The following is a 17,399-nucleotide window of genomic DNA, read 5'->3' as shown; positions in this document are numbered from 1 at the left end:
GTCCCACCTTAGGCCGGGCGCGGCCGGGCGCGATCGGCTCGGGCCGGGCGCGACCGGCTCGGGCGCGACCGGCCCCGGCGCGCTCACGGCAGCACGGCGACCGCGGCGGCGACGCGCCCGTTGCCCGGCACGTCGTGCACGAGCACATCGCGCCAGGCCGCGCCGAGCTCGGGGATGCCGCGCTCGAGCCGCACACGCGCGTCGCCGTCGGGTGCGCCGAGCTCGACGCGCGCGGGCTCGAGGAACGCCCCGTGCCCGAGGGCCCGGGCGAGCGCGGCCTTGCGCACCCACATCGCCGTGCGCAGCGCCGCCCGCTCGCCCTCGGGGGCGGCAGAGAGGCGCTCGAGCTCGCCGGGGTGGAACGCGGCCGCATCGACGGTCGCGCCCTCGGGGCCCGCCGCGCCGACCGCGACGCCGAGCCGATGCGTGCCGACGGCCGCGACGGCCAACCCGCCGTCGGCGGCCACGTCGGCGATCCAACGCCCGCCCGAGGGCGTCGCCGGGTAGTCCACGACGGGCACGCCGTGCCGGGCGCCGCAGACGGCGCACCGCATCTCGAGCTCCACGTCGCCCTCGGGGACGCCCGCCACCGTGCCCACGAGGCGCGCCAGGATCTGGGTCGTGGACGCGCCCCGGTCGACCGCGATCCTGGCGAGCGTCAGCCGGGGGGACTCGAGGGTCCACGTCCGCGCACCGGTCGCCTCGTCGACTCCGTCGAAGGCCTGCATGGGTCCATCCTCGCCGAAACGCCCGGATCTCCGATATGCCGGAGTTCGCATATCCCCGCGCGTAGCGTCGGAGGGTGAGCGAGATCGAGGCTGCCGCCGTCCCGAGCCCGCCGAAGCGACCGGGGCCGCTGTACCGCACCGTCAGGGGCATCCTGAAGCCGCTCGTGCACGTCGTCTACCGACCGACCATCCTCGGCACCGAGCATGTCCCCGCGCGCGGGCCGGTCATCCTCGCCTCGAACCACCTGTCGTTCATCGACAGCATCGCGATTCCGCTCACCGCCCCGCGCCCCGTGCAGTTCCTCGCGAAGTCGCACTACTTCACCGGCACGGGCCTCAAGGGATGGGTCTCGCGGACCTTCTTCGGCGCGATCGGCGCGGTCTCGGTCGAACGAGGCGCCGGTTCGCAGGCGCAGGAGGCGCTCGACCAGGGCCGACGCATCCTCGAGGCCGGCAACGCGTTCGCGATCTACCCCGAAGGCACCCGTTCGCTCGACGGGCGGCTCTACCGCGGCCGCACCGGCGTCGCCTGGCTCGCCCTCACCACGGGCGCCACGGTCGTGCCGGTCGGCCTCGTCGGCACGCAGGAGATCCAGCCCGTCGGCGCGAAACGGCCCCGCATCCGCCCCGTCACGGTCCGCTTCGGCGAGCCCCTCGACCTGTCGCACCACGGTCCGGCGACCTCGGGTCGCGCCCGCCGCGCGGCGACCGACGAGATCATGGCCGCGATCCACGCGCTGACCGGGCAGGAACTCGCGGGCACGTACAACGAGGCGCCGCCGTCGGGCACGCTCGCCAAGCTCGCCGACCGTATCGCCCCGCACGAGCGGGTCTGACCTGCACGAGCGGGTCTGCCGAGCACGAGCGGGTCTGACGGCCACGAGCCGGTCTGAGCGCGCCGAGGCCCTTGTTCGATTCCCAGCGCGACGTGAGGCTCTGCCGCTACGGTCGTCGGGTGGGAAAGACCTCGCTCGCCGCCGCCGTCGCCGCGACCGCCGCCGCGCTGCTGCTGGCCGTGGCGGGCTGCACCTCGCCGCCGCCGGCCGAGCGCGCGAGCGCCGGCGCGACCGCGAGTGAGCCGGCCGAGCCGCCGACCTCCGAGTTCGACCCCGGCTACATCGTCAGCGACGACAGCTTCTACAACGCCGACGCGATGGACGAGGCCCAGATCCAGGACTTCTTCGAGTCCGTCTCGTGCCGCCCCGACGCGGGCATCGCGTGCCTCGCCGACTTCCGCCAGACCACCGCCGACCAGCCCGCCGCCGGGCCCGGCCACTGCGAGGAGTACCGTGGCGGCATCCGCGAGCGCGCGAGCCGCATCATCGAGAAGGTCGCCGACGCCTGCGGCGTGAGCCCCGAGACGCTCATCGTGTTGCTGCAGAAGGAGCAGTCGCTGCTCACGCGCCCCAGCGAGCACGGCTACACGCGCGCGACCGGCTACGGCTGCCCCGACACCGCCGACTGCGACCAGAAGTACTTCGGTTTCTTCAATCAGGTGTACAACGCCGCGTGGCAGTTCCGGCAGTACACCGAGGAGCCCGACCGCGCATACCGCATCGGCACGATCGACGTTCGCTACAACCCCGACCAGGCCTGCGGCGCCTCCCCCGTGGTGATCGCCAACCAGGCGACCGCGAACCTGTACAACTACACGCCGTACCAGCCGAACGCGGCGACGCTCGCCGACCCCGATGCGGGCGACGGATGCTCCGCCTGGGGCAACCTCAACTTCTGGCGCATCTGGCATCGCTGGTTCGGCGACCCGACCGCCGAACGGTACCCGGGATTCCTGCCGGCCTGCACGCGGCTGATCGGCGGAGATCCCTGCCCCGAGGGCGTCGCGACGCTGCCGGCCGTGCCGGCGACCTGACCGCCCGGTTCACGCGGGCGCGACCTCGATCGTGGGCTCGTGCCGCACCGGGAACGCGACCGACGAGGCGATGAAGCAGAGTTCGGATGCCTCGGCGTGCAGGTCGGCCGCGCGCTCGAGCATCGACGCGTCGGCGACGAGCACGTGCGGCCGCAGCACGACCTCGACGATCGCCCCGCCGCCCCGCCCGTCCTCGCGCAGGGTCGCCGTCGCGGCATCCTCGTAGCCCGTGACCACGATGCCGTCGCGCGCCGTCACGTAGAGGTAGCTCAGCAGGTGGCAGTCGGCGAGTGCGGCGAGCAGCAGCTCCTCGGGATTCCAGCGCGCGGCGTCGCCGTGGAACGCCCGTGCGGCCGAGCCCTCGATGGCGTGCATCTTGCCGTCGGCGCGCACGACGTGGGCGCGGCCCGCCGCGCGCGGCGGGCGCGGCTCGCCCGTCCACTCCAGCTGCACCCGGAATACGTGCTCGCCTGGCGTCATCGTGCGCTCCCGTCGTTCGTGGTCGATTCTGCCGGTTGGCGGCCGCCCTGCCGGTTGCCCGCTCCGACGCGGCGATAGGCTGTGGGGATCATGACTGACACCACCGACGCGCAGGATGTCGCGGCCCCGGTCTACACCGTGGCCCAGGAACGCCGGATCGTGACCGAGATCCCCGGCCCGAGGTCGCGGGAGCTGCACGAACGCCGACGCGCCGTCGTCTCGGGCGGCGTCGGCAGCGCGCTGCCGGTCTACATCGAGCGCGCGAACGGCGCGATCCTCGTCGACGTCGACGGCAACCAGTTCGTCGACTTCGGTGCGGGCATCGGCGTGACCACGATCGGGCACACCGAGGCGAGCGTCGTGCAGGCCGCGGCCGACCAGCTCCAGGACGTGATCCACACCCTCTTCACCGTGACGCCCTACGAGGAGTACGTGCGCGTCGCCGAACTGCTCGCCCGGCACACCCCCGGCGGCTGGGAGAAGAAGTCGGTCCTCGTCAACTCGGGCGCCGAGGCGGTCGAGAACGGCGTGAAGATCGCCCGCAAGCACACGGGCCGGCGCGGCGTCGCCGTGCTCGACCACGCCTACCACGGCCGCACGAACCTCACGATGGCCATGAACTTCAAGGCGAACCCGTACGGCGCCGGCTTCGGGCCGTTCGCGGGCGACGTCTACCACGCGCCGAGCTCCTACCCCTACCGCGACGGCCTCTCGGGCGACGACGCGGCCGCGCGCACCATCGGCTACCTCGAGAAGATCGTCGGCGCCGAAGACCTCGCGTGCCTCGTCGTCGAGCCGATCCAGGGCGAGGGCGGTTTCATGGTGCCCGCCGACGGGTACCTGCCGATCCTGCAGCGCTGGTGCACCGAGCACGGCGTCGTCATGATCGCCGACGAGATCCAGAGCGGCATGGCCCGCACGGGCCGCTACTACGCCAGCGAGCACTTCGGCTGGGAGCCCGACCTCGTGCTCACCGCCAAGGGCATCGCCGGCGGCCTCCCGCTCGCGGCCGTCACCGGCCGCGCCGAGATCATGGACGCCTCGCACGCCGGCGGGCTCGGCGGCACGTTCGGCGGCAACCCCGTCGCCTGCGCCGCTGCGATCGCGGTGTTCGAGGCGATCGAGGCAGGCGACCTGCTCGCCGAGGCCGAGCGCATCGAGCGCGCGCTCACGAGCGGCCTCGAACGCCTCAAGGCCCGCTACGACGTGATCGGCGACATCCGCGGCAAGGGCGCGATGGTCGCGATCGAGGTCGTGCAGCCCGGCACCGGCGACACCACGAAGCAGCCGAATCCCGACGCCGTGTCCGCGCTGGTCGCGTACGCCGCCGAGCGCGGCGTGCTCTTCCTCAACGCCGGCACGTGGGGCAATGTCCTTCGGTTCCTGCCCAGCCTCGCCGTCAGCGACGTCCTCATAGCGGATGCCCTGCAGGTGCTCGACGATGGCCTCGCGGCCCTCGGCTGAGCCGTGGCCGGCACCTTCTCCGTCAGCGACGCCGTCGAACTCGCCGTGGTCGAACGCAATGGTTTCGTGGAATCCCGTCATGCCGGCTCGGCCATCGTGCTGGGCCCCGAGGGCGAGGTCGTGCGCGTGCTCGGCGACGTGCGCACCCCGATCTTCCCGCGCAGCACGCTGAAGCCGTTCCAGGCGGTCGCGGTCATGACCTCGGGCGTGACGCTCCGGGGTGAAGACGCCGCGATCGCCACCGCGAGCCACTCGGGCACCGCGGCGCACGTGGCGCTCGTCCGGGGCCTGCTCGCGCGCGCCCGTATCCCCGCCGCGGCCCTCGGCTGCCCGCCCGCGATGCCGATCGACTCCGCGGCGCGCGACCAGGTCGTGCGTGCGGGCACCGGCCGCGACCGGGTCTACATGGAGTGCTCGGGCAAGCACGCCGCGATGCTGCTCGCCTGCGCCGCCAACGACTGGCCGCTGCAGGGCTACCTCGGCCTGGAGCATCCACTGCAGCGCAAGGTGCTCGACGTGCTCGAGCGCTTCACCGGCGAGCGGCCCGCCGCGAGCGGTGTCGACGGCTGCGGCGCGCCCGTGCACGCGATCAGCCTCACGGGCCTCGCCCGTGGCATCCAGAAGCTGACGACCTCGCAGACGTCGTCCCCGTTCGCGTTCTTCCGTGAGGCGGCCGTCCTCACCGAGGCGGCGCGCGAGCACCCCTGGGCGGTCGGCGGTCCGGGCCGCCCCGACACCGTCGCGATGGAGCGCCTCGGGGTCTTCGCCAAGATCGGCGCCGAGGGCGTCATGGTGATGACGGCCCCCAACGGCACGTCGACCGCCGTCAAGGTGCTCGACGGCAGCCCGCGCGCGACGACCGTGATCGCCCTGCGCCTGCTCGCCGACTCGGGCGCGCTCGAGCACGATGCGGTCGACCAGGTGCAGGCCGAGCTCGACCTCTGGGTCATGGGCGGCGACCGACCCGTCGGCGAGATCCGGGCGACCGTCTGACGACGTCGTGAGCGGGGCGACCGCGATCGCGGTCGCCCCGCTCACGACGGCCGGGCGCGGCCCAGCGCTGCTCAGGTCGGCTCGGCTCGGCTCAGCGCGGCTCAGCCCAGCTTCGCGAGGCGCTTCGCTCGGGCCGCGCGTGAGACCTGTGCGGCGATCACGAGCACGATCGCGAACAGGAAGACCGCGGAGGCGATCACGTTCGCCTCGGCCGGGATGCCGCGCGACGCCGAGATGTACACGTACTTCGGGAAGGTCGAGACCGAGCCCGAGTTGAAGTTCGTGATGATGAAGTCGTCGAAGCTCAGCGCGAACGACAGGAGCGCGGCCGCGAGGATGCCCGGGGTCAGGAGCGGGAAGGTGACCCGCCAGAACACCTGCGACGGTGACCCGTACAGATCGCGACCGGCCTCCTCGAGTGCGGGGTCGAGGCTCGCGACGCGCGCCTTCACCGTCACCACGACGAAGCTGATGCAGAACATCGTGTGCGCGAGGATGATCGTCAGCATGTCCTTCGGCACGCCGACCGCCAGGAACTGGGCGGCCAGGCCTGCGCCGAGCACGACCTCGGGGGTCGCCATCGGCAGGAACAGCAGGAGGCTGATCGCCGAGCGGGCGCGGAACCGGTAGCGAACGATCGCGATCGCGATCATGGTGCCGAGCGTGGTGGCGATGAGGGTCGAGACCAGCCCGATCACGATGCTGTTGCCGAACGCCTCGCAGACCGCGCCGCCCTCGACGTTGCACACGTTCAGCCACTTGTCGAAGGTGAACCCGCGCCAGGAGATGTTCGACTTGATCGAGTCGTTGAACGAGAACACGAACGTGTAGACGATCGGGATCAGCAGGAACACGAGCGCGATGACCGCGTACGCCGGCAGGAGCCAGTCGCCGAGGCCGATGCGCCGCGGGCGCGCACCGCGGCGCCCGCCCGCGCGACGCGGACCGCCGTCGAGCTGCTGCTCCTCGGCGAGGCCGCCGAGCACCGCACCCGCCTGCACCTCACCGCTCACAGCAGGTCCTCCGTTCCGGAACGCTTCACGTACACGCCGACGATGACGAGGATCGCGGCCATCAGGATGATCGACAGCGCGGCCGCGGCCGGGTAGTTCAGCGTCACGAGGAAGTTCGCCTCGATGACGTTGCCCATCATCTGGGTGTCGGGCCCGCCGAGGAAGTCGCGACTGGCGTTGATGTAATCGCCCGCGGCGGGGATGAAGGTCAGCAGCGTGCCCGCGACGATGCCGGGCATCGACAGCGGCACGGTGACCTTGCGGAAGACGGTGAACGGGCTCGCGTAGAGATCCGAGCCGGCCTCGAGGTAGCGCAGGTCGAGCCGCTCGAGCGTCGTGTAGAGCGGCAGCGTCATGAACGGGATGAAGTTGTACGTGAGGCCGAAGATCACCGCGAACGGCGTGCCCGTGAAGTGGGCGTCGGGGGCGAGCAGCGACAGCGCCTTCAGCGACGTGATGATGAACGACTCGTCGGAGAGGATCTGCTTCCACGCGAGCGTGCGCAGCAGGAAGCTGATGAAGAACGGGGCGATCACGAGCACGAGCATGAGCCCCTGCAGCAGCGGCCATCGCCGCGCCGTGACGCCGATGAAGTACGCGAGCGGATAGCTGAACGCGAGCGCGAGCACGGTCGCGACGAGCGCGTACCCGAACGAGCGCACGATGTGCTCCCAGTACACGGACACCACGTCGACGTAGTTCTGCCAGTTGAACCCGTAGTCGTAGACCCCGATGTCGCCGAACTCGTTGGGCTGCTGCAGCGAGGTCAGCAACAGCGACACGAGCGGCGCGAGGAAGAACAGGATGAGGTACGCGATGCCGGGCAGCAGCAGGAACAGCGCGATGCGGCTGCGGCGACGGGGCGCCTGCGGCTGGGCTTCCGTGGTCGCGAATGCGGCGAAGGCCATTCAGCTCTCCCCGAGCTCCGCGACCAGCTCCTCGCGCGCCTGCACCGCGAGGGAACTCGTCGAGTCGTCGGCGGCGAAGCGGCCCTCGTCGGGTGCGAGGTCGGCCAGGCCGAAGCCGTGCTCGACGCTCCAGCCGATCCACACCTCGTCGCCGAGCGCCGCGACCGGACCGATGCCGATGTTCTGGGCGAACACGAGCAGGGTGCCGATGCCCGCGACCTCGACGAGGTACTGGGTGCTCACGCCCGAGAACGAGACGTCGATCACGCGGCCGGGCCCGAGCACGTTGCGATCGGATGCCTCGGCCGGCGCCTCTCGGTGCAGCGAGACCTTCTCGGGGCGGACCCCGACCGTGATGCGCCCGCGGTGCACCTGGGCGCGGTCGACCGGGACGACGACGCGGTGGCCGCCGGCGTCGATCGCGATCGACGTCGGGGTCGTGCCGACGACCTCTCCGGTCAGCAGGTTGGACTGGCCGAGGAAGTTGGCGACGAACGCGGTGCGGGGCAGGTCGTACAACTCGGCCGGCGCGCCCATCTGCTCGATCGCGCCCCGGTTCATCACGGCGACCGTGTCGGCCATGGTCATGGCCTCCTCCTGGTCGTGGGTCACGTGGAGGAAGGTCAGTCCGACCTCCTCCTGGATGCCCTTGAGCTCGAGCTGCATCTGCCGGCGCAGCTTCAGGTCGAGCGCGCCGAGCGGCTCGTCGAGCAGCAGGAGCGCGGGCCGGTTGACGATGGCTCGCGCGAGCGCCACGCGCTGCTGCTGGCCGCCCGAGAGCTGCTGCGGTCGGCGCTGGGCGAGGTGATCGAGCTCGACGAGCTTCAGCGCCTCGTGGGCGCGGCTCGTCGCGTCGCCGATGCGGCGGCGGCGCAGCCCGAACGCGACGTTCTCGATCACGGTCATGTGCGGGAAGAGCGCGTAGCTCTGGAACACGGTGTTGACCGGTCGCTGGTGGGCCTTCGTCGCGGTGACGTCGGCGCCGCCGATGAGGATGCGCCCCTCGGTCGGCTCCTCGAGGCCCGCCACGAGGCGCAGCGTCGTCGTCTTGCCGCAGCCCGACGGGCCGAGCAGGGCGAAGAACGAGCCCGCCGGGATCGTGAGGTCGAGGGATTCGATCGCGGTGAATCCGGGGAACCGCTTCTGGATGCCGACGAGTTGGAGGTCGGCGCCGCGCTCGGCGAATTCGCGTACGGCCATGTTCGGGGTCCGCGTCACGAGCCGAGCAGGATGCTCTGGAACTCGGCCTGGTACTTCTGTTCCTCGGCACCCGTCAGCGACCGGAAGATGTGCGCGGTCGAGAGCGTCTCCTCGTTCGGGAAGATCAGCTGGTTCTCGGCGAGTTCGGGGTCGATCTCCATCGCCGCCTCCTTCGCGCCGGCCACGGGCGTGATGAAGTTCACCCACGCGGCGACCTCGGCGGCGACCTCGGGCCGGTAGTAGTAGTCGATCAGCGTCTCGGCGTTGGTCTTGCGCGGGGAGCCGATGGGCACGAGGAAGTTGTCGTTCCAGAGCGTGCCGCCCGCCGACGGGATGGCGAACTCCCACTTGTCGCCCGCCTCGGCGTTGATCACCGTGATGTCGCCCGACCACACGATCGCCGCGAGGGTGTCCTCGCTCTTGAGATCCTCGAGGTAGGAGTTGCCCTTGATGTTGCGCACCTGTCCGCTCTCGACCTGCTCGCGGAGCAGGTCGATGGCAGCGCCGTACTCCTCGTCGCCCCAGTCGCCGGCGATGTCCACGCCGTTCTCGAGCATGATGCAGCCCATGGTGTCGCGCATCTCGGAGAGCACGCCGACGCGGCCCTTGAGCGAAGGGTCCCACAGGTCGGAGACGCTCGCGAGACCGCCGGGGATCGCCTCCTTGTTCCAGGCGAGGCCGGCGAAGCCGCCCTGCCACGGCACGGAGTGCGCTCGGCCCGGGTCGAAGTCGGGGTCGCGCAGCGACGGCACGAGGTTGGCGAGGTTCGGGATGTTGTCGTGGTTCAGCTCCTGCGTGTAGCCGAGGCGGATCCAGCGCGAGACCATCCAGTCGGTGAGGCACACGAGGTCGGCGCCGATGTCCTGGCCGAGCGCCAGCTGGTCTTTGACCTTGCCGTAGTAGGTGTTGTTGTCGTCGACGGCGACCTCGTAGTTGACGCTGATGCCGGTCTCCTCGGTGAAGCGCACGAGCGTCGGGTAGTCGCCGGCGTCGTCTTCGTCGATGTACGCCGCCCAGTTCGCCCAGTTGAGCGTCGCATCGGTCTTGGAGGCGTCGGCCGCCGCGGTGGGCTTGGCCTGGCCCCCTCCGCCCGAGCAGGCCGCGAGCGCGAGCGCGCCGAGGCCGGCGCCGCCGCCGGCGAGGAGGGTTCGGCGATTCAGCTGCGCCTTGCGGGCCTGGACGATCAGGGATCGGACGATCGGGTCCTGCGGAAGGGGCCGTACGGTCACGGGTGCTCCTATCGGGTTCGCCACACTGCGGGGGTGGGAAGATACTGCCACACTGCGTGATGCATTTCACGATTCGATATCTGATTCGTTAACTTCTGGGAACATTCGGCACTGATTCCGTGCGTCCGCGCGCCGAATCCACACGGAATCCTCCGTTCGGGCGTCACCCTCGCGGAGGCTCGCGCAGGCCCGGATGCGCGCTCCGATCGGGGCCCGCCGGGACGGCCGGGGCGGCCGGCCAAGCCCGGCGCACCGGAGCGGCCCCGGCTTCGAGCAGCCAGCACTGGGAGCGTCCGTCGTCGAGCAGCGGCGGCACCCGCCGGTCGCGCACGACCGCACGGTACTCGGCCGGGCCGCCGTGCACGACGAGCGGTCCGCGTTCGCGGATGCCGGCCAGCAGCGCCCAGTTCATCGCCCACGCGTCGCCGTCGCCGACGACGATCGGCGCTCCCCCGGCCTCGACCGCGGCAGCCGCGTGGCGGGCGGACGCTGGGTTCGCCCCGAGCTCGACGACCTCTCGCCCTGCGCCCGGCCGGAGCGCGGCAGCATCGGCGACGACCGAGTCGGTCACGACCGCGAGCGGCCGGTCGCTGGGCGGTCGGAGCGGGGCGACGGGCCGCTCGGCCGACGCCGGCGGCGGTCCGGTGCGCACGACCTGCACCCGGCCGCCGCGCCACTGGCCGGCCCCCGGCGGCTCGTCGGCCCGCCAGAGGTCGCCGACGCCGCCGGCGTGAACGAGCTCGCCGCGATTCGGGTGCCGCAGCAGCAGGGTCGAGGAGAACCCCTCGCGGATGCCGGAGCCCAGCGCCTGCACGCTCGTCGCCGAGGCCGCGAGGCGAAGGCCCGTCGCCCGTCCTTCGCGCAACAGCGCCTCAAGCGTCGCCGCGACGGCGTGGCGATGCTCCTCGGGCCACGCTCGGTGGCGCGAGTCGAGGTCGTCGGCGACGAGCAGCCGTGGGCCCGAGTACGCGGCCGCGCGGACCCTCGCGAGCTCCTCGTGGAGGCGGTCCCACTCTCCGCTTCGCGGACCGCCGAGCACGACCACCGCGTCACCGCCGTGTCGCGCGGCGAAGCTGCGGGCCACCGATCCCAGCGCGCCGGATCGTCCGCTGCCGGCACCGCCGACGACGAGGAGGTGGCCATCGGCCTCCGGATGCCACTGCGCGAGGCTCCGGCGCTGCCGCTCGGGCTCGTCGACCACGCCGAAGACGACGCCCCGGCCGGCCGCCGTCGTGTCGGCTGGGGTCGCCTCGGCATCGGTGCCGCGAACGCCCGCTGCGTCGGCGACGACGAGCTTCGCCAGATCGGCGGGCTCGACGACCCTCGGCAGCGGGTCGAGCCACGGACGGCGCGCGGGCGCACCGTCCGCCGCGGCTCGGATGCGCTCGAGCGCGCCGCTCGAGGTGAAGGCGGCCTGGAACTCGATCGGCCTGCGTTCGGCGGTCGCGAGCACCGCGCGGCCGGGCGACTCGGCATCGAGCGACGCGGCGGCGGGAGTGCCGATCACGGCGATGCTGTCGGCCCGGTCGAGGACGCGCAGCGACACCCGCACGCCGCAGTTCGCGGTCACCTGCTCGCGCACGACGCCGTTCGGCCGCTGCGCGGCCAGCACGAGATGCACCCCGAGGGATCGGCCCCGGGCGGCGATGTCGGCGATCACCTGTCCGACCTCGGGGAATCGGTCGACCATGGCCTGGTACTCGTCGATCACGATGACCAACCGCGGCAGCGCGACCTCGGGAGCGAGCGCGGCGATCTCGCGCGCGCCGGCGGCGCGCAGCACGTGCTCGCGGTGCCGCAGTTCCGCGCGCAGGCTCTCGACCGCCCGACGAGCCTCGGCCTCGTCGAGGTCGGTCACGATGCCGGCCACGTGCGGCAGGCCGCGCAGCGGCTCGAAGGTCGCACCGCCCTTGAAGTCGATGAGCAGGAACGCCGCGCGCTCCGGAGGGTGCGCCACCGCGAGGGCGGCGAGCCAGGAGATGAGGAACTCGCTCTTGCCGCTGCCGCTGGTGCCCGCGACGAGCGCGTGCGGACCCTCGCGGACCAGGTCGAGCTCGACGGATCCGTCCGCCCCGGGCGCGGAGGCGCCGACGACCGCGGCGAGCGAACCACGCCCGGCGGGGTCGGGCGCGGGCTGGGCCAGCGTCTCGAACGGTACCGAGCGGGGCAGCCGCGCAGCACCCGCCGCGAGCCCCGCGCGATCGGCGGCGGCCGACGCGGCGCTCGCCCAGGCCGACGCCTCCTCGATCGAGACGAGGTCGGGCACCAGCCGCCGACCGGCCGGAAGCCCGCGCTCGCGCTCCAGGACGCCGTCGCGCGGCGAGTGCAGCCGGAGGACGGTGCCAGCGCCGGGAGGCAACTGCGCCGCATCGGATGCCACGGCGACGAGCCATCCGTCGGAGTGGTCGGCGGCGGTGCGCGCGGCCGACGCCTCGTCGGATTCGATCACGTGCACCAGCGGGTCGCGGCCTCCGTGCGGAAGCCCGGCCGCCCAGGACCACTCGGGATCCTGGGGGAACCGGAACCCGACTCCCCCGGGCGCGCAGCGGGCCGCCAGCTGCACCACGACGGCGCGCGCGGCCGCGCGCGCGAGCAGGCGCGGGCCGACGATGCCGATGCCGGCGCCGGGTTCCACGGTGATCGGCGCCCGGTCGAGACGCCGCGCGAGCGCCAGCAGCTCGCGGTCGGCATCATCGACGGGCGTGCCCGTGACGCGGACGCCGCTGGCCGCCCGGCCCGTGCCGAGCACCACGGCGGCGGGTGCCGCCGGGCGCCAGAGCGCGCCCGGCGGAGCCGCGAGCGCGCGTCGCGCCGAAGGATGCAGCCGCCGGGCGTGTTCGAGCTCGCGGGCCTGCCGCCCGCCCAGCTCGTCTCGGAGCGCCGCGAGCGCGGACTCGCGGTCGCGCCGCGCGCGCCGCAGCCGTTTGGCGACCTGCCGCCTCGCGTCGAGCATCGAGGCGACGGCGACGATCGGGCCGAACGCCGCGAAGGCGAGCGAGAGCGGCGACCCGGTCACGAACCAGAGCGCGAGCGCACCCGCGACCGGCGCCAGGGAGGCGAGCACCGGGAAGCCCGGGCGCGGCTCGTCGGGCGGCGCCGGAGGAAGCGCGAGCGGGAGGTCGAGGTCGTCGTTCGGGTCCGGCATCCGATCATCCGACCGCATCCGCGGAGGTGACCGGCGTCGGGCCACCCGTTCCGTGGGCGCCGCAGGGCGGCCGCGACCTGTGCAGAAGCGGTGCGCGCGACCGGCTACTCGACCTCGAACGACTGGTCGGCGAGCTCCACGGTGCTGCCACGGGGCACCAGATAGCGGCGGCCCGGCTCGCAGCGGAGGGCCCCGTCGTCGGGTCGACGCACGATCGTGCCGTTGCCGGAGAACCGGTCGGCGATCCACAGCACACCGTCGTGCTCGCCGAACTCGAGATGCGTCTTGGAGACCGACAGCGTGCGGTCGCCGATCTGCACGAGATGGTCGAACTGCTCACCGGGTTGCGGCACCGGCCGGCGGCCGACGAGCCCGCTGCCCGAGACGGTGCGCGTCTCGCCGGTGCTGAACCGCAGCACGAACCGTGCCGGCGACGGCGTCGCGGCGGGTTCGGCGATCGGGTGGAAGCCGGCGACGGGCACGCTCACCACGCCCGTCGTGAGCGCCTTGCGATCGAGGATCTCGGTGTCGCCCGGTCGCGGGTCGCGCCGACGGGACTCGGGGGTCGCGCTCGTCGACGAACCGCACTCCCCGCAGAACATCGCCCCTTCGGGCAGGTCCGCGTCGCAGATCCGGCACCTCACTCGCGCGCTCCTCTCCGAGACACAGCGTAGCCGCCGAGCGATCCGAGCGAGACCGCGGCCAGCAGCGCCCGGCGTCGCCCCACCTCGGCCGCGAGCCGGCGCCGGAGATCGGTCACCGCGGCCCACACCCGATCGTCGTCCCCGTCGGCGGCCGCGCCCGGTCCGTACAGCGCCCGGTCGACCACGCCCGCCAGCACGATCGCATCGAGCCCTCCGATCGCGGCCGCCTGCTCGGCCCGCGTGCCCGGCGGGACGCGGAGCCCGTGGTCGGTCGCGGCATCCGCGAACTCCTGCCAGGCCCCTTCGATGCGCCGACCCGCCGAGTCGGCCCGACGCCGGATGCGCCTCCGCCGGGCCTTCGCGGCGAGGATGAACAGGAACGGGCTCGCGAGGACCGCCCCCGCGAGCACGATGAGGCCGAGCCATCCGACGATCCCGAGCAGCACCGCGATCCACGCGTCGTCGGCGTCGTCGCCGTCGTCGGGGGTGAGCGCGGGATCCTCGCCGAGGTCGTCGACCGGCGTGCGCTCCTCGGGGGGCGGCACGATCGACTGCGGCCGCGAGACCACCGTGGGGTCGTCGGGTTCGCGCTCCGGGATCTCGCGAACCTCGGGGTTGGGGTCCACCTGCACCCACGCGCCGCCGGCGTCCTGCACCTCGATCCACGCCTGCAGGTCGTCGCCCGTGAAGACGACGGCGTCACCCCCGTCGGCGGCATCCGCCGACCCGCGTGCGGGCCCCCCGGCATCCTCGTCACCGGGCAGGTAGCCCACGACGACGCGGGCGGGGAACCCGATCTCGCGGGCCATCAGCGCGGCGGCGACCGCGTACTGCTCGCCGTCGCCGACGATCGGCCGCTCCGCGACGAGGTCGTCGAGACGCTCCAGCGCATGTCCCGACCGGCTCGCCACCTCGCCCGCCTGGCCGTGGCTCACGTAGCCCTCGGCGTGGAGCGCGTCGACGACTGCCTCGAGCCGTTCGCCCGGCTCGCTCGACGCGGGCGCCCGGGCGGCGAGCCACTGCCGGAGCTGATCTGGCAGCTCGGGCGTCGGAGGCAGCACCGTCGTGCCGGGTTGCAGCGCCGCGAGGTCGGCGCGGGGCTCGGGCACCACCGACCAGGCCGTGAATGCGTCGCCCGACACGAGCCCGCCCCGCACCGCGCCGGTGCCCGTGACGTCGTTGAGCACGAAGCCGTCGGCGAGCGTCGCCGCCCGGGCACCGCTGAACTCGATCCGCTCGAGCAGCCCGGCGCCGGGCACCCAGACATCGTCGTAGCCGAGCACGTGCACGTCGAGCCGAGTCGGCTCGCCGGCGACCTCGCTGCGGTCGATCCGGTACGGCAGTCGCGTGAACCGCCCGGACAGCGCCCGGCCGTCGTCGCCGCCCACCGAATACACGATGCCGTCGTACGTGTCGAGTACGGCGAGGCGCAGGCCCGTCTCCGCGGGCAGCCCGCGCACCTCGAGCATCGGGCGGTCGTCGGCGGCCGGCCCGAAGGCGGTCCGGAATCCCGCGAGCGGACTGCGGAGGTCGCGGGGTTCGAACGGCGGCTGCAACTCGGAGCGGATCACGGTGCGCTGCGGGGTCGGCATCGCGATCGCGACGACCGACGCGCCGACCAGGGCGACGGCGAGGATCACGGTGGCGCCGACGACACGGCGCGCGTCGGCCAGGGCGACCTCGACGCGGCCTGCGGCGCCGGCGTCGATGAGCGCCCGGCGCCGGGCGATCGCGACGCGCACGAACCAGGCCACCGTCGCCGCGAGGAAGGCGAGCCCCGCTGCGGCCGCGAACTGCTCGTGCACGACCCCGAACGCGATGCCCGTCACGAACACGGCGGCCGGCGGCAGGGCGGCGGCGATCGGCACGCGGGTGCGCAGCGCGAGCGTCGCCGCGACGGCTGCGCCCACGAGCGTCGACAGGAAGACCGGCACGAGCAGCGCCTGGTAGGCGCCGACGGGTGGCGCGACCGTCACCAGTTCCTTCCACGAGAGCGCAGTCCCGGCGAGCAGGTCGACGAGGCCCGCAGGGGTGGGCAGCACGATGAGGACCGCGCGGCTCGGTACCGCCGCGGGAACGCCGAGGACGAGGAAGGCCGTCGCGATCGCCGTCGCGACGAGCCAGGCCGGCCAACGCCGCGACGCACCGGCCACGCCGATCGAGAGGCCCGCGAGCACACCGACGGCGGCGCACACGAGGAAGGCGGCGCTCTCGTAGATCGGCCACCACGGCACCAGCGCGGCGGCGAACATGAGGATGAGCAGGGCCAGCGTCGCGACCCGGCTCAGGCCCCCGCGGGCCGCGTACGAGCGGCCGTGCCCGCCCGGCCGACCCGGCCGACGCGGCGCGCCAGGCCGACCCGGCAGATCCGGCCCCACCGCCCCAGCCGGTGCCCGCGCCGACGCCGCTCGGGTGCTCATGCGACCGACGCCTGACGAGCCAGCATCGCCTGCAGGTCCTCGAGGTAGCCGATGCCGAACACGATCATGCCGCCCGCCTGTCGCACGGCGGCCTCGCCCTCGGGGGCGCAGCGGATGCCGATGGTCTCGACGTTGAGCGGCAGGCGCGCCGCGGCGGCGCGCAGCGGGGTCACCGGTCGAGCCGAACCCGTGACGAGGAACGCGAGCGAGACGCCCGACAACACCTCGGAGGCCGCTCGCGCGACCGCGGGCAGCGCCGCCATGCGCGGTCGCCGCTCGACGAGGCACATCGCGTCGAGGAGCCGGTCATGCGACACCGTGGGCAGCTCGCGGACGGGCGACCGCTCGCCCACCTCGCCGGGCACGATGAAGGCGAGCGAGCGCACGTCGCGCAGCGCGCGGGCGCCGAGCGATGCGGCGGCGCTCACCGCGAGCTCGAACTCCTCGTCGCTCGTGTACGCGTCGTGGTCGAGGTCGAGCAGCACGAGCAGCCGGCTGCGCCGGGTCTCCTCGAACTGGCGGACCATGAACGTGCCCGTCTTCGCGGAGCTGCGCCAGTGGATGTGCCGCCGGTCGTCTCCCGCCACGTACTCGCGAAGGGCGTGGAAGGCGATGTCGCTGGCCGTGAGGTCACGGGTGGGCGTGCCTTCGAGGTCGCGTACGAAGCCCGTGCTGAGCGTGGAGATCGGCACGGTGCGCGGATGCACGTGCAAGGGCGAGGCGTCCGACCACACGATCTCGCGGCGCACGATGCCGACCGGGTCGGCGCGCACCGTGCGCGCCGGGCCGACGGTCACGACGCCGCGGCGATCGGTGGGGATCGGCAGCCGCTCGTCGACGAGTCCGCCGCGCGGCAGGGCCGGAAGCACGCGCTCGATCACCCGATCGCCGACCGGCACCTCGATCTGCACGCCGCCGAAGCGACGCCGGCCGGGGTTCTCGGCGACGATGCGCGCCTCGGCGTGCTCGCCGACCGACACGCGCGGGGTCGGCAGCGTGAGCGTCACCCTCGACGCCCCCGTCCCGACCAGCCACAGCGCCCCGAGCGCCGCCACGAACGCGAGCCCGCAGCCGAGGGCGATGAGCTCCAGCCATCCGAGCGCGACGCCGGCGACGAGCGACAGGGCTCCGCAGGCCAGCACCACCCAGCCGGTCGGCATGACCACCTGCCGCGCCCAGGCGGCCGCACCGGCTGCGAACGACGCCGCCCGCCCGACGGCGCGCACCGCTCGCGCGATCACCGTCGCGAGCAGGCCCTGCCGCGCGGCATCCTCTGGGATCCCTCGGCGCGTGTGCGGGCTCACC

At 73.4% G+C, this 17,399-nt stretch carries 14 protein-coding genes; 4 read left to right on the top strand and 10 right to left on the bottom strand.

Annotated features, from left to right (window positions below; genetic code table 11):
• Positions 1-83 precede the first annotated feature (83 nt).
• Positions 84-728 carry a 4'-phosphopantetheinyl transferase family protein gene (locus GE115_RS16620; RefSeq protein WP_153685881.1) on the bottom strand — a complete coding sequence of 215 codons (645 nt, stop codon included), beginning with the start codon at positions 726-728 and terminating at the stop codon, positions 84-86.
• Between the two features lie 83 nt (positions 729-811).
• On the opposite strand from GE115_RS16620, the gene GE115_RS16615 reads away from it, so the two are divergent.
• Complete coding sequence (locus GE115_RS16615; protein WP_312855297.1) at positions 812-1,564, top strand: lysophospholipid acyltransferase family protein; 753 nt, start codon at positions 812-814, stop codon at positions 1,562-1,564.
• A gap of 119 nt (positions 1,565-1,683) precedes the next feature.
• Complete coding sequence (locus GE115_RS16610; protein WP_216648859.1) at positions 1,684-2,598, top strand: hypothetical protein; 915 nt, start codon at positions 1,684-1,686, stop codon at positions 2,596-2,598.
• Positions 2,599-2,607: 9 nt separating this feature from the next.
• On the opposite strand, the gene GE115_RS16605 is transcribed toward GE115_RS16610, so the two are convergent.
• Positions 2,608-3,078 carry an OsmC family protein gene (locus GE115_RS16605; protein ID WP_153685880.1) on the bottom strand — a complete coding sequence of 157 codons (471 nt, stop codon included), beginning with the start codon at positions 3,076-3,078 and terminating at the stop codon, positions 2,608-2,610.
• Between the two features lie 90 nt (positions 3,079-3,168).
• On the opposite strand from GE115_RS16605, the gene gabT reads away from it, so the two are divergent.
• Both gabT and GE115_RS16595 read left to right on the top strand, forming a co-directional pair.
• Positions 3,169-4,542: a 4-aminobutyrate--2-oxoglutarate transaminase gene (gene gabT / locus GE115_RS16600; protein ID WP_153685879.1), complete on the top strand. Its 1,374-nt coding sequence runs from the start codon at positions 3,169-3,171 to the stop codon at positions 4,540-4,542.
• Positions 4,543-4,545: 3 nt separating this feature from the next.
• Positions 4,546-5,535, top strand: a complete 990-nt coding sequence (locus GE115_RS16595; protein WP_312855288.1) for an asparaginase — start codon at positions 4,546-4,548, stop codon at positions 5,533-5,535.
• 101 nt (positions 5,536-5,636) lie between these two features.
• Here GE115_RS16595 and GE115_RS16590 read toward each other — a convergent pair whose 3' ends face one another.
• The 8 genes from GE115_RS16590 to GE115_RS16555 all read right to left on the bottom strand — a co-directional run bounded on the left by GE115_RS16590 (position 5,637) and on the right by GE115_RS16555 (position 17,398).
• Positions 5,637-6,437: an ABC transporter permease gene (locus GE115_RS16590; RefSeq protein ID WP_312855296.1), complete on the bottom strand. Its 801-nt coding sequence runs from the start codon at positions 6,435-6,437 to the stop codon at positions 5,637-5,639.
• A 107-nt stretch (positions 6,438-6,544) separates the two neighbouring features.
• Positions 6,545-7,456: an ABC transporter permease gene (locus tag GE115_RS16585; protein WP_153685878.1), complete on the bottom strand. Its 912-nt coding sequence runs from the start codon at positions 7,454-7,456 to the stop codon at positions 6,545-6,547.
• Positions 7,457-8,656 (bottom strand): ABC transporter ATP-binding protein, encoded by a 1,200-nt coding sequence (locus GE115_RS16580; RefSeq protein WP_153685877.1) that lies wholly within the window; start codon positions 8,654-8,656, stop codon positions 7,457-7,459. It lies immediately after the preceding gene.
• 14 nt (positions 8,657-8,670) lie between these two features.
• Complete coding sequence (locus GE115_RS16575) at positions 8,671-9,885, bottom strand: ABC transporter substrate-binding protein (protein ID WP_312855287.1); 1,215 nt, start codon at positions 9,883-9,885, stop codon at positions 8,671-8,673.
• Positions 9,886-10,048: 163 nt separating this feature from the next.
• Positions 10,049-13,030 (bottom strand): FtsK/SpoIIIE domain-containing protein, encoded by a 2,982-nt coding sequence (locus tag GE115_RS16570; protein WP_153685876.1) that lies wholly within the window; start codon positions 13,028-13,030, stop codon positions 10,049-10,051.
• A gap of 104 nt (positions 13,031-13,134) precedes the next feature.
• On the bottom strand, positions 13,135-13,674 hold the full coding sequence (locus tag GE115_RS16565; RefSeq protein ID WP_312855286.1) for an FHA domain-containing protein: 540 nt from the start codon (positions 13,672-13,674) through the stop codon (positions 13,135-13,137).
• Positions 13,671-16,094, bottom strand: coding sequence for a transglutaminase TgpA family protein (locus GE115_RS16560; RefSeq protein ID WP_153685875.1), 2,424 nt, complete (start codon positions 16,092-16,094; stop codon positions 13,671-13,673). Before GE115_RS16560 ends, GE115_RS16565 begins: the two co-directional genes overlap by 4 nt.
• Complete coding sequence (locus tag GE115_RS16555) at positions 16,091-17,398, bottom strand: DUF58 domain-containing protein (RefSeq protein ID WP_153685874.1); 1,308 nt, start codon at positions 17,396-17,398, stop codon at positions 16,091-16,093. Before GE115_RS16555 ends, GE115_RS16560 begins: the two co-directional genes overlap by 4 nt.
• Position 17,399: the final 1 nt, after the last annotated feature.

The organism is Agromyces agglutinans (assembly GCF_009647605.1).
Taxonomy (GTDB): domain Bacteria; phylum Actinomycetota; class Actinomycetes; order Actinomycetales; family Microbacteriaceae; genus Agromyces; species Agromyces agglutinans.
This window is presented reverse-complemented; position numbering and strand designations above follow the sequence as displayed.

Bases quoted from the DNA above. Each gene is read 5' to 3' on its own strand.
- GE115_RS16585 (WP_153685878.1), bottom strand. From the start codon at position 7,456: ATGGCCTTCGCCGCATTCGCGACCACGGAAGCCCAGCCGCAGGCGCCC.
- GE115_RS16570 (WP_153685876.1), bottom strand. From the start codon at position 13,030: ATGCCGGACCCGAACGACGACCTCGACCTCCCGCTCGCGCTTCCTCCG.
- GE115_RS16580 (WP_153685877.1), bottom strand. From the start codon at position 8,656: ATGGCCGTACGCGAATTCGCCGAGCGCGGCGCCGACCTCCAACTCGTC.
- GE115_RS16605 (WP_153685880.1), bottom strand. From the start codon at position 3,078: ATGACGCCAGGCGAGCACGTATTCCGGGTGCAGCTGGAGTGGACGGGC.
- gabT (WP_153685879.1), top strand. From the start codon at position 3,169: ATGACTGACACCACCGACGCGCAGGATGTCGCGGCCCCGGTCTACACC.
- GE115_RS16620 (WP_153685881.1), bottom strand. From the start codon at position 728: ATGCAGGCCTTCGACGGAGTCGACGAGGCGACCGGTGCGCGGACGTGG.
- GE115_RS16560 (WP_153685875.1), bottom strand. From the start codon at position 16,094: ATGAGCACCCGAGCGGCGTCGGCGCGGGCACCGGCTGGGGCGGTGGGG.